Origin of the sequence: Streptomyces sp. NBC_01255, from assembly GCF_036226445.1 — a bacterium.
Classification (GTDB): domain Bacteria; phylum Actinomycetota; class Actinomycetes; order Streptomycetales; family Streptomycetaceae; genus Streptomyces.
This window is the reverse complement of record NZ_CP108474.1, coordinates 6,201,212-6,213,206: the sequence shown is the minus strand read 5'-3', so window position 1 is coordinate 6,213,206 and position 11,995 is coordinate 6,201,212. Positions and strand designations below refer to the sequence as shown.

At 73.7% G+C, this 11,995-nt stretch carries 7 protein-coding genes; all 7 read right to left on the bottom strand.

The genetic code is table 11. The features are described from left to right. Positions 1-21: 21 nt before the first annotated feature. From OG357_RS28190 to OG357_RS28160, 7 genes are read right to left on the bottom strand one after another with little or no spacing between them, the layout of a single operon-like run. A complete protein-coding gene (locus OG357_RS28190; protein WP_329623814.1) occupies positions 22-6,321 on the bottom strand; it encodes a type I polyketide synthase in 6,300 nt (2,099 codons plus the stop codon). Then, a complete protein-coding gene (locus tag OG357_RS28185; RefSeq protein ID WP_329623813.1) occupies positions 6,314-7,633 on the bottom strand; it encodes an FAD-dependent monooxygenase in 1,320 nt (439 codons plus the stop codon). The genes OG357_RS28190 and OG357_RS28185 overlap by 8 nt, the downstream gene beginning before the upstream one ends. Continuing rightward, complete coding sequence (locus OG357_RS28180; RefSeq protein ID WP_317594512.1) at positions 7,630-8,385, bottom strand: 2-oxo acid dehydrogenase subunit E2; 756 nt, start codon at positions 8,383-8,385, stop codon at positions 7,630-7,632. Before OG357_RS28180 ends, OG357_RS28185 begins: the two co-directional genes overlap by 4 nt. Further along, positions 8,382-8,681 carry an acyl carrier protein gene (locus tag OG357_RS28175; RefSeq protein ID WP_329623812.1) on the bottom strand — a complete coding sequence of 100 codons (300 nt, stop codon included), beginning with the start codon at positions 8,679-8,681 and terminating at the stop codon, positions 8,382-8,384. The genes OG357_RS28180 and OG357_RS28175 overlap by 4 nt, the downstream gene beginning before the upstream one ends. Then, on the bottom strand, positions 8,671-10,584 hold the full coding sequence (locus tag OG357_RS28170; RefSeq protein ID WP_329623811.1) for an HAD-IIIC family phosphatase: 1,914 nt from the start codon (positions 10,582-10,584) through the stop codon (positions 8,671-8,673). The genes OG357_RS28175 and OG357_RS28170 overlap by 11 nt, the downstream gene beginning before the upstream one ends. Continuing rightward, positions 10,584-11,636, bottom strand: a complete 1,053-nt coding sequence (locus OG357_RS28165; protein WP_317594516.1) for a 3-oxoacyl-ACP synthase III family protein — start codon at positions 11,634-11,636, stop codon at positions 10,584-10,586. Before OG357_RS28165 ends, OG357_RS28170 begins: the two co-directional genes overlap by 1 nt. Beyond that, positions 11,633-11,893 (bottom strand): acyl carrier protein, encoded by a 261-nt coding sequence (locus OG357_RS28160; RefSeq protein WP_329623810.1) that lies wholly within the window; start codon positions 11,891-11,893, stop codon positions 11,633-11,635. The genes OG357_RS28165 and OG357_RS28160 overlap by 4 nt, the downstream gene beginning before the upstream one ends. Positions 11,894-11,995: the final 102 nt, after the last annotated feature.

Sequence of the window (11,995 nt, the reverse complement as noted above, 5' to 3'; positions counted from 1 at the left end):
GCTCCACTCGTCCTCGGGGCTCTACGGGTGGGCCTCGTCGGTTCCGCCGAGACGTCCGGTGAGCATTCCCGCGAGGGCCGCCGTGGTGCCGTAGGTCCACAGCAGCGTGGGCGACAGCTTCATCCCGAAGGCCATTTCGAGGCGGTTGCGCAGCTCCAGGCTCATCAGTGAGTCCAACCCAAGTGACTTGAAAGGAGCTTCACGGTCGATGGAGCCCGCCTCGAGCCGCAGTACACGGCCCGCGAGTTCACGGATCTTGCCCTCGACGAGGACGGGTCGCTCCGTGTCGGTGGACCCGCGCAGCCGGCCGAGGAACTCCTCGGCGCCGCCGCCGGCACCGGTGGCACCGTCCTTGGCGAGCTCGGCGATGGCACGCCAGCTGGGCTGTGCGGCCGTCTCCGGGTACGCGTCGAACCAGTGCCGGGCGTCCAGCGGGACGTACGACACGACCTGTCCTGGGGCGTCCAGGAGGTGGAACAGCGCCTGCCAGCCCTCGGCGGCGGTGAAGCCGGTCATGCCGTGGTCGGCGAGGCGTTCGCCGCGGATGGCCTCGTCGGCGGCGAGGCCGATGTCGGCGAACGGGCCCCATTGGACGGCGAGCGCGGGCCTGCCGCGGTGCCGTCTGGCCTGGGCGAGGGCGTCCATGTAGACGTTGCCGGCCGCGTATCCGGCCTGTCCGGGGTTGCCGACGAGGCCGGCGACCGAGGAGAAGAGCACGAACAGGTCGAGCGGATCGTCCTCGGTGAGGGCGTCGAGATGCCGGGCGCCGTCCACCTTGGGGGCGAGGACCGTGTCGAGCTGCGCGCCGGTGAGGTTGGCGAGGACCGCGTCGTCGAGGACACCGGCGGCGTGGAACACACCTCGTAGCGGCGGGAGTTCGGCCCGTACGCGGTCGAGGACGGCGGCGAGCCCTTCCCGGTCGGCGACGTCCACCGGGAAGGTGGTGACGGTGGCGCCGCGCTCCCGCAGCGCCCCGATACGGGCCAGGGCCGCGTCGCCGGGCGCGGAGCGCCCGAGGAGCACGAGGCTGCGGGCGCCGTGGTCCACGAGGTGTTCGGCCAGGGAGAGGCCGAGCGCGCCGAGACCGCCGCTGAGGAGGTAGCTCGCGTCGGGGCGCAGCCGCCCGTCGGGAAGCGGCTCCGGTACGACGGCGGTGACCTGCCCCGGGTCGGTGAGGACCAGCTTGCCGGTGTGCTCGCCGCGCGCCATGGTGCGGAGCACCTCGGCGGCCTTGTCGAAGGCGTACGGGGTGACGGGCAGCGGCGGCAGGGTGCCGTCGGTGACCTTCTGCCACACGGCGTCCAGGAGCCGGGCGAAGCGCTCCGGGCGGCGGGTGATGAGCCCGGCGACGTCGACGGCGGCGAAGCTGATGCCCTTGGCGAAGTCGCGGAGGCTGATGGTGCGGGAGGCGTAGATGTCCCGCTTGCCGACCTCGACGAAGCGGCCGTCCTCGGCGAGGGCGGCGAGACCGAGGTCGATCGCGGCGCCCGACAGCGAGTTGAGGACGACGTCCACGCCCCGGCCGCCGGTGACCCAGGCGACGTCCTCGGCCCAGGACAGGTCCCGGGAGTCGAAGACGTGGTCGATGCCGAGGGCCCGGAGCCCGGCCCGCTTGGACTCGGTGCCCGCGGTGGCGATGACGGTGGCGCCGAGGGCCTTCGCGACGCCGACCGCGGCGAGGCCGAGGCCGCCGGCCGCCGAGTGGATCAGTACGGTCTCGCCGGCCTCCAGACCGGCCTGCTCGGCGAGCGCGTACCAGGCGGTGGCGGTGACGAGCGGGAGTCCGGCCGCCTCGGCGTCGGTCAGGGCCGCGGGGACGGGCCTGACGTGTCCGGCGGGGACGGTCAGGTGGGAGGCGACGGCGCCGAAGCCGCAGGCGACGACCCGGTCGCCGACGGCGAGGCCGGTGACGCCGGGGCCGACGGCGGCGACCACGCCGGCGCATTCGCCGCCGATGAGGCCCGCTCCGGCGGAGGTGTCGGGGTAGGTGCCCATCGCCTTCATCACGTCGATGAAGTTGAGGGCGGCGGCGGTGACCTCGACCTCGACCTGTCCGGCGGCGGGCGCCGTCCTCGTGTACGGGCGGAAGGCGAGGCCCTCCCAGAGGCCGGTGCCGTCGGGGCTCAGCCGGAACGGCTGGGCGGGTCCTGCCCAGGGGGCGGTGACGGCTTCCTCCTGCTCCTCGCCGCGTACCACCCGGCCGACGTGGCGGTCGGTGCCGCGCAGGACGACCTGGTCCTCCGCGTCGGCGACGAGCAGCTGCCGGGCGCACTCCCCGGCCCAGTCGTCGGCGGTGGTGCGGACGTCGAGGAGGGTGGCGGCGAGTTCGGGGTGCTCGCGGCGCAGGACGCGGCCGAAGCCCCAGTAGAGGGCGGCCCCCGGGTCGGGTGCCGTGTCCTCCGGTACGGACTGGGCGCCGTCGGTGACGACGAACGTCCGGGGCGGCACGGGCAGCGCGGTGACGGCCTTGACCGTCGCCGCGAGGGTGAGCAGCCCGGCGCGCTGGGCGTCCAGGCCCCGATCGGCGCCGGGTGCGAGGAAGACGAGGCCGGTGGCGCGGTCGCCGCCGCTGTCGCTGTCGCGCAGGGCGGCGGCAAGGCCATCGGCATCGGCGGCACCGGCCTTCAGGATGTCCACGCTGGCGCCCGCGGCGGTGAGCGCGGCCGCGAGCGGGCCGCCTCCGCCCGAGGCGTCGCAGACGACCCAGTGCCCGGGGGCGCGGTCGGCGGCGCCGGGCGCCGCGGTGGCCTCCTCGGCGGGCCGGAAGGCGAAGCGGTGCAGGCGGGCCGGGTCGACGCCCTCGGCGGTGGCCGTCTCGATGGTCTGGAAGGCGAGGCCGGCCATCCGGAGCAGCGGCCGCGCGTCCTCGTCGTAGCAGACCAGGTCGAAGGTGTCGTCGTCGTTGCGGACGGCGTGCGCCAGGAGCACGGAGACCTGGGCGTCGCTCGGCAGGGCGTAGTCGACGCGCCGGACGGCGGTGGGGACGACGGTGGCGTCGCCGGGCAGCAGGGCCAGGGTGACCTGGAGCGCCGCGTCCCACAGAGCGGGGTGCAGCTCGCCCGGGCGGACCCCGGCGAGGCAGCGGTCCGGCAGCCGTACCTCGGCGAGCGCCTCGCGCTCGGCGACGCTCAGCGTGCGCAGGCCCTGGAACGCGGGCCCGTAGTTGAGGCCCCGCTCGCCGCAGGACGCGTAGAAGGCGTCCGGCTCGACGTCCCGGGCGTCCGCCGGCGTGCCGGGGAAGGCGGGCAGGTCGGGGGCGGTGTCGCCGCCGACGCGGGCGGTGGCGTGCCGGGTCCAGCCGTCGGCGCCGGGGGCGAGCGAGCTGAGGGTGAAGCCCGCGGACGCGGCCCCGTCCTCGCGCCAGACGGCGCCGAGACGGACCGGCTCGTCGGTGAGGGTGAGGTCGCTGCGGAACCGGACGGTGTGCAGGGCGCCGGGGTTCTCGCCGGTACGGGCACGGGCGGCGGCGACGGCGAGCGCCAGCATGGCGGCGCCGGGCAGCACGACGGCGTCGTACACCTGGTGGTCGCGCAGCCAGGGCAGGTCGTTCAGGGACAGCTCGGTGCGGCCCTCGTGGACGTCCTGCTCGGTGGTGGCCGGCGCGAACTCGAAGGCGAGCCCGCCGGGTCCCGCGGTACGGCGCACGGCGTCCGGCAGCCAGAAGCGGGAGCGCTGCCAGGGGTAGGCGGGCACGGAGGCGCCCGGCCGGGCGGGCAGCCCGCCGAAGGGGGCCAGGCCCTGGACGTACGCGCGGGCGAGGGCCTGCGTGAAGTCGCCGAGGGAGCCCTCCTGGCGGCGGAGGCTGCCGAGGACGGCGACCGGCTCCTGCCGGGTGGCGGCGAGCTGCTCGACGGCCGGGGAGAGCACCGGGTGGGGGCTGATCTCGACGACGTGGGTGACGCCGGCGTCGAGGAGCTTGCCCATGGCGTCCGCGAAGAGCACCGGCTGCCGCAGGTTGGCCGCCCAGTACGCGGGGTCGAGGGAGTCGCCGTCGAGCTCGCGGCCGACGACGGTCGACATCAGGGGGACGGCGCCGCGCCGGGGGCGGATCGGCGCGAGGACCTCCACCAGCTCGTCGGTGAGCTCGTCCATGTGGTGGCTGTGCGAGGCGTAGTCCACGTTGACCAGGCGGCAGAAGGTGCCGTCGGCCTCCAGGAGTTCGCGGAGCATGAGGACGGAGTCGGTGTCGCCGGAGAGCACGCAGGACGAGGGTCCGTTGTTGACGGCGAGCGAGACGGTGTCCTCGAAGCCGTCGAGCGCCTTGAGGGCGCCCTCGACGTCGAGATCGACGGCGAGCATCCGGCCGCGTCCCGCGGTGCGCTTGGCGAGCGCGCTGCGCACGGCGATGATCCGCGCCCCGTCCTCGTACGACAGGTGGCCCGCGATGGTGGCGGCGGTCACCTCGCCCTGGCTGTGGCCGACGACGACGTCGGGTTCGACGCCGGCGGCCCGCCACAGCTCGGCGATGCCGATGGACATGGCCCAGAGGGTGGGCTGCACCTGGTCGTTGTGGTCGAGCCACGCGTCGCCCGCGGTGCCGGAGAGGACGGCCTCCAGGTCCCAGGAGATGTGCGGGCGCAGGGCCTCCGCGCAGCGCCGTACGGTCGCGGCGAAGACCGGCGACCGCGCGTACAGGTCCTGGCCCATGCCGGCCCACTGGGAGCCCTGGCCGGGCAGGACGAAGGCGATCTTGCCGCGTTCCCTGGCGCGCCCGGTGAAGGTGCCGGGCAGCTCGGCCTCCGGCTCCTCGGTGAACTTCCGGAGCCTGTCGAGGAGTTCGCCGGCGTCCTCGGCGACGACGGCCGTACGGGCGGCGAAGTGGTCGCGCTCCCGGCCGAGGGTCGCGGCGAGGCGGACGACCTCGGGCGTGGTGATGTCCTCGTGCAGGACGTCGAGGAGGTCGGCGGCGCGCTGCCGCAGGGCCGCGTCGCTGTGTCCGGTCAGGGGCAGGAGAAGCGGGCCGGGGGTGACGGCGGCCGGGGCCTCCTGGGCCGGGGGTGTGCGGAGCACCACGTGGGCGTTCGTGCCGCCCCAGCCGAAGGAGTTGACGCCGGCGAACCACGTGCCGTCGGCAGGGAGTTCGACGGGCTCGCCGGCGACCGAGAGGTTCAGCTCGCCGAACGGGATGTTCGGGTTGAGCTCCTCGACGTGGAGGCTGCGCGGGATCGTGCGGTGCTTGAGGGCGAGGACGGCCTTGACGATGCCCGCGAGCCCGGCCGCCGCCTCCAGGTGGCCGATGTTCGACTTGGCCGAGCCGATGAGGAGGGGGCCGGCCTCGGCGCTGCGCGCGGTGCCGAGCGCGGTGCCGAGGGCCTCGGCCTCGATCGGGTCGCCGCGCAGGGTGCCGGTGCCGTGCGCCTCGACGTAGCGGAGGCGGTCGGGGTGGACGCCGGCTTCGGCGTAGACCCGGCGGAGGAGTTCGGTCTGGGCCTCGACGTTCGGGGAGACGAGGCTGTGGCCGCCGCCGTCGTTGTTGACGGCGCTGTTGACGATGACGCCGTGGATGCGGTCGCCGTCCGCGAGGGCCGTGTCGAGCCGCTTGAGGTAGAGGCTGATGGCGCCCTCGCCGCGGACGAAGCCGTTGGCCTGGGCGGAGAACGCCCGGCAGTGGCCGTCCGGCGACAGGCCGCCGAAGTGGGTGAGGCCGATGGAGTTGTCGGGCATCAGGATCAGGTTGACGCCGCCGACGAAGGCGCCTTCGAGGTCGCCGGAGCGCAGGGCGGCGACGGCGAGGTCCAGGGCGACGAGGCCGGAGGAGCAGCCCGTCTGGACGACGAGGCTGGGGCCGCTCAGGCCGAGGAAGTACGACAGGCGGGCGGCGACGATGTCGAGGCCGTTGCCGACGGCGCTGTGCTGGGTCGTCTGGACCCCGCGCTCCTTGCGGGCCAGCTCGTAGTCGTGCCAGAGGGCGCCGACGTACACGCCGGTACGGGTGCCGCGGACGCGGGAGGCGGGGATGCCCGCGTCCTCCAGGGTCTGCCAGCCGACCTCCAGCATGAGGCGCTGCTGCGGGTCGAGCTCCTCGGCCTCGCGGGGGGATATGCCGAAGAAGCCGGGGTCGAACTGGTCGACGCCGTCGACGAGTCCGGCGATGCCGGGGATCTTCTTGACGGGGTCGAGCTGGACCGAGGTGTCCCAGCGCTCGGGCGGTACGGGGCGTACCGCCTCCTCCCCCGCCATCAGGAGCTGCCAGTAGCGGTCGACGTCGGGGGCGCCGGGGAACCGGCCGGCCATGCCGACGATCGCGATGAGCCGCTCCGGGTCGTCGTGCCCGTCGGCGTGTCCGTCGGCGCTGATGTCGTTCTGCGGCAGGTCAGTCACGGCTCGCCTCCTGCAGGATCGGGCTCGCGGTGGCGTGCGCGGGCACCGGGGCGTTCCGGGCGGCGGCGAGGTCGACGGGGTCGATCTCGTGCCGGGCGTTGATGACCTTGTTGAAGATCCGGTACTTGCCGGGGAGCGAGTTGAGCACGCGGAAGCGGAGGCGGCGCAGCTTGATGCCACGCGGGTCGCCGATGGCGAGGAGGCCCTCCTGCATCCGCTGGAAGCCGGTGACGTGGATCTTGTGGGCGCGGCGCTTGGCGACGAAGTCGGCGAGCTCGGCCTGGGTGACGACCCGGTCCTGTCCGCCCTTGGCGAGGGACGCGGCGATCACGGGGACGATCGTGATGGCGTCCTGCATCGCCAGGTTGACGCCCTGGCCGAGGATGGGGGTCGCGGTGTGCGAGGCGTCGCCGATGAGCAGCAGGCCGTCGCGGGCCCACTCCTCCAGCTCGGCGGTGAAGATCTCCAGGAAGCCGGTGTCGTCCCAGGTGTGCAGGTGCTCGTCGACGAGCGGGGCGAGCTGCGGGGAGATCGCCATGATGCCGCGCTTGAACGCGTCGAAGCCGGCGGCCCGCAGGTCCCCGAGGCCGCGCTTGGGCAGGTTGTGCCCGATGCGCAGGGAGTCGGGAAAGGTCGGCAGGATCACCAGGTGGCGGTCGCCCTCGATGACGAGCTGGGCCTCGTTGCCCCACTCCGGCGGGCGGGGCACCAGGAAGGAGAGGAAGTCGCGGGCCATCGGCTGGACGTCGGCGACGAGGCCGGAGGCCTTGCGGACCTTGGAGAAGCGGCCGTCGGCACCGATCACGATCCGGGAGCGCACGGTGACCTTCTCGCCGCGCCGGGTGAGGACGGCGCCGCGGACGGTCCCGGCCTCCTCGACGAGGGAGGCGAAGGACCAGCCGGAGAGGTAGGTGTGGCCGGGCAGCTCGGCGGCGTGCCGGTTGAAGATGCGGATCAGCCCGGGCTGCGGGATGTCGATGGGCAGCGGCAGGCCGGCGAACTTGGAGTAGTCGACGCGCAGCACCGGGCGCTGCTCGGCGATCGTGGTGACGGCGGTGGTCTCCAGGAAGCCGTGCTCGCGCAGCGCGGGGCCGAAGCCCAGCGCGTTGAGCGAGGCCACCGACGGCGCGGCGATCGTCTCGCCGCGGAAGCTGCGCTCCAGGCTGGTCTGCTTCTCCACGAGGACGGTGCGGATGCCGCGGCGGGCGAGGAGGCAGGCGAGCAGGGAGCCGGCCGGGCCTCCTCCGACGATCAGTACGTCGGTCTCGTCCGGTATTCCGGCGGAGCTGTCCCGGCGGTCGGATTCGGTCATGCCAACTCCCAGTTGTCCAGGCGGTTCTTGATGCCCGCGAGGATTTCGGCGGCCATCGCGCCGTCGAGTACGCGGTGGTCGAAGACGAGCGAGAGGGTGAAGACGGGGGCGACGGCGACGGCGCCGTCGCGCACCACGGGGGCGTCGGCGATGTGGCCGACGCCGAGGCCGAGCGTTCCGGTGATGAGCGGCAGGATCGCGCCGACCTGCTCGTGGCCGATGGAGGTCACGGCGAAGGTGCCCTGGAGGGCGGCCCGGCGCACCGGGTTGCGCATCATGGTCCGGTAGACGGCGCGGAAGGCCGGCAGCGGCAGCCGCTGGAGGCGCTTGATGTTCGCGAAGGGGCCCTGGTCGTCGACGTCCGCCGTCTTGTAGTGGTCGATGGCGGACTGGACGGCGGTGACGTCGAGGGCCTGGACGTCCCGCACGATGCCGGAGACGACGCAGCGCTGGCCCTCGACGGTCTTGTCGAAGAGCACCTTGGCGTGCACCTCGGGCGAGGTGGTGAGCTTGGGCGAGCGGCCGCCGAGGAGGACGGCCCGGGCGTCCGGGTAGTCGGCGAGGACGTCGGCGGTCGCCTTGACGACGTAGCTGACGTAGCTGACCGGGGTGGCGGCGCGGGTCCGGGCGGCGCGCAGCGCGGTGGCGTCGACCTCGGTCATCAGATAGACGTGGGAGGTGCGCCGGGCGTCTTCGAGGAAGACGTACGTCTGCTTGCGGGCGGCGGGCAGCGGTGAGGTGACCGCGCTCATGTCCGGGCTCCGGCGGCGGTCTCGGTGTCGGTGTCGGCGACGAGGGACGCCAGGTCGCCGAGGGTCTCGGCGGTGCTGAACCGGTCGTAGTCGAGGGGGGCGCCGAGCTCGCGCTCCAGGAAGACGAGGATCCGCAGCTGGTTGACCGAGTCCCAGCCGTCGATGGCCTGGAGCGGGGCGTCGAGGGCGAGGGTGTCCTCGTCGACGTCGAGCAGCTGCGCGACGGCGTCGACGACGGTCGCCACGGCGGCGGCGTCGTGGAGCGGGGCTTCGCTGGTGTTCGCCTCAGGGGGCATGGAACTTCCCTTCGCCGGTGCCGACCGCCACCCAGTCGGGCAGTTCGGCGAGTTGAGTGAGGTCGTGGCGGAAGTCGCCGTCCTGCCCGGTGAATCCGAGGGAGGGGTAGAAGTCCGCGAAGCGGCCGTTCTTGGCCGTGGGCACGTGCCGGCCGCGGACGCCGGGGGCCCCGGCGTCGCGTGCGGCGCGCAGCACCAGGCCGACGACGGCCTGCTCGATGGAGCGGGAGAAGACCCGGCAGGACAGGACGAAGTTCTCGATCGTCCAGTCCCCGCCGGTCTCCGGGCCGTCGGTCTCCGGGCCTCCGGTCTCCGGGCCTCCGGTCTCCCGTACGAGGGCCAGGGCGCCCACGAGGCCGTTGTCGCCGAAGGCGTCGGTGGCCCGGACGCCGAAGAAGGCGGCCTGTCCGGTCTCGACGCGCCGGGCGACCTCGTCGGCGCCGTAGCGGATGCCGGTCAGGTTGAACTGGTTGGTCTTGCCGAAGAGCTGGGTGATGCGGGCGCCGTTGAGCGTCCCGTACTCCTCGACGGTGATCTCGGAGGCCAGCTCCCGGAGGTAGTCCTCGACGCTGACGGCGGTCTGCCGCAGTTCGTCGCGCCGGCCGCGGGCCCGGTAGAGCTCGCCCCGGACGCGGTCCTCGTCGGTGAGGGAGAACTGGTTGAACAGGCCGGCGCGGGCGACGGCGGAGGCGTACCCCGCCGGGTCGTCCGGCAGGGCGACGACCGCGACCTCGGGGCGCTGGGCCTCCATGAGGCCGCGCTCGGCCGGGTTGTCGTCGACGAAGACCATCGCGTCGGTGCCGATGTTGAGTTCGGCGGCGAGCGCGGCGACGTTGCCGGGCTTCGGGTCCCAGTTCGCGCGGAAGGCGGAGAAGTCGTCGGGGCCGAGGACCATGTCGGGGTGGGTGGCCACGGCCTCGCGCGCGACGGCGTCGTCGTTCTTGGAGCAGACCGTGAGGAGGACGCCCTGCCGGGACAGGTCCTTGGCGAGCGCCTGGAGTTCGGCGTGGGCGGAACCCGGGAAGGAGCCGCCGATCTTCAGGGCCGGGATGCCGTCGTCGCCGACGACGCCGCCCCACAGGGTGTGGTCGAGGTCGAGGACGAGGCACTTCCTGGCGCGGCCGAGGCGGGCCAGGACGACCCGGGCGACCTCGCGGGCGTACGTGTCGAGGAACTCCTGGCTCCAGGCGTGGCCCGCGATGTGCCGCATCCGGTCGGTGGCGGCGAGCGAGCCGGCGCGTGCGGCGAGGCTCTCTGTGGCGAGCACCACGACGTTGGGGCGGGCGGCGAGGTCGAGGATGCCGGCGTTCATGCGGTGCCAGGCCGCTTCGACGCGGGCCTTGGTGGCGTAGTCGACGTACCGGTCGCGGCGCAGCGCGGACAGCGGCAGCGTGTTGAGGACGGCGACGCCGCCGGGCGCGCCCTCGAAGGCCGTCAGCCAGGCGTCGAGCTCGGCGGGGACGGCGGCACACCGGGCTTCCACCTCGGCGGCGTCCAGCGGGTCGGCGACCTTCTCGAAGACGGCGGTGTCGTCGAGGAGGCAGGCCGTGACGGCCGGGGCGGGGTCCTTGAGGTTCGGGGCGCCGGAGAGGATCTCGAACCGCCACTGGTTGAAGCCGGTGGTGGCGGTCTCGGGCTGGACGCCCTCGGCGAGGAGCGCGGCGGTCAGCAGGTGGGGCAGCGGGTCCACGGTGGCGCTCGCGAGCAGCCCGAGGGCGACGGGCGCGTACCGGCCGGTGGAGGCGAGCGCGGCCCGGGCGGCCCGGCCGCCGAGGAGCAGGCCGGCGGCCTCGCGGTCGAGGGCGTCGTCGAGGGAGCGGAGGAGCGCCGGGACGCGGTCGGCGGAGTCGGCGAGGCCCGCGCGCTTGAGTGCGCGGAGTTCGGTGAGGGCGTCGCCGGACATCACCGGGCTCCGTTCTGGTGGCGCAGCGCGAGGCCCGAGGTGATCCACTTGGAGGACTCGACGTTGGCGACGAGGAGCCGTCCTTCGACGCCGAGGCCGGAACGGATGCGCCGCATCGCCCGGTTGAGCTGGATGAAGGGGACGGCGTTGCCGTTGTTGCCGGTGTCCGCGACACAGTTGACGGCCTGCTCGGGGCGGACGCCGAGGCGCTTGCGGATGGCGTCCGTCATCACGCCGTTGAGCTGCGGGAGGAGGACGTGCTCGACCTCGTCGAGCTGCCAGCCGGTCTCGGCGGTGAGCTCCTTGAAGATGGACTCGGCGTGCTCGGGCACGTGGTGCTCGATCGCCTTGTAGTCCTCCTCGCCCCAGGGCTCGCGGTACGGGCCTTCGGGGCCGTCGAGGAGCGGGGCGCCCTCGACACCGAACCAGCGGGCGGTCTGCGCCGGCTTGCGGCCCATGCCGGTGGTCCGCAGGAAGAGGTGCTCGACGAGCAGGCCGGGTCCGTCCGGGTCGGCATCGACGACGGCGGCGCCCGCGCCGTCGCCGAAGAGGGCGAAGTTGATGAGCTCGGCCGGCGACATGGACTCGATCGCCCCGCTGGACGGGAAGAAGTTGAGGCAGGTGTCGGCGCCGATGACGAGGCCGCGGCGGAGCCCGGAGGCGAGGAGCGCGCGGGCGGTGTAGAGCCCGGTGAGGGCTCCGGCGCAGCCCGACATGAGCTGGAAGGTGGGGACGTCGTTGAGCCCGATGCGGTCGGCGACCAGGTTGACGGTGGCCGGCATCAGGTGGTCGGGGGAGGCGGTGGTCAGGACGAGGAAGTCGAGGGAGGCGACGTCCACGTCGGCGTCCGCGAGGGCCGCGGTGGCCGCGGCGACGGCGAGGTCGCCGGTGCTCTTGGGTACGGAGGGTGGGGAGTCGGCCGCGCAGAAGTAGCGGGTCCGGTTCCCCGTCATCATGTCCAGCCACTTCTCGTGCAGGCCGAATCGCTCGGCCATGTCCCGATTGGTGACGGGTTCGCCCGGCAGCACTTCGCTGAATCCGGTGAGCCTCATGCCGTCGCTCCAGTCAATGTGGTGTTGACCAGGTCGAGCAGCGCGCGCGGCGTCTCCGCCGAGGCCACCCCGTCCCGGTCCAGTTCGACGCCGTACTCGCGTTGGATACGGCCGGTGGTCTGGAGCAGTGCCAGCGAGTCGTACCCCAGGTCCTGGAAGACGACGTCGAGGCAGTCGGGGTCGAGGACTCCCGGCGCGTCCAGGTCCTGGAACTCGAGCAGGATCTCGCCCAGCTCCCGCAGGGTGAGTTGTGTCATCGTCAATTACCCCTTCACCACGGCAGATTCATCCGCTCCGGCGCGTTCGGGGCCGGGGCAGCGGGCTTGTGGCCGGCTGCCCCGACCCGGGCGCCTGCGGTG

What these genes read in the sequence shown, in the direction of transcription:
- OG357_RS28165 (WP_317594516.1), bottom strand. Translation starts at nt 11,636, where the DNA reads ATGAGGCTCACCGGATTCAGCGAAGTGCTGCCGGGCGAACCCGTCACC.
- OG357_RS28180 (WP_317594512.1), bottom strand. Translation starts at nt 8,385, where the DNA reads ATGAGCGCGGTCACCTCACCGCTGCCCGCCGCCCGCAAGCAGACGTAC.
- OG357_RS28160 (WP_329623810.1), bottom strand. Translation starts at nt 11,893, where the DNA reads ATGACACAACTCACCCTGCGGGAGCTGGGCGAGATCCTGCTCGAGTTC.
- OG357_RS28175 (WP_329623812.1), bottom strand. Translation starts at nt 8,681, where the DNA reads ATGCCCCCTGAGGCGAACACCAGCGAAGCCCCGCTCCACGACGCCGCC.
- OG357_RS28170 (WP_329623811.1), bottom strand. Translation starts at nt 10,584, where the DNA reads ATGTCCGGCGACGCCCTCACCGAACTCCGCGCACTCAAGCGCGCGGGC.
- OG357_RS28185 (WP_329623813.1), bottom strand. Translation starts at nt 7,633, where the DNA reads ATGACCGAATCCGACCGCCGGGACAGCTCCGCCGGAATACCGGACGAG.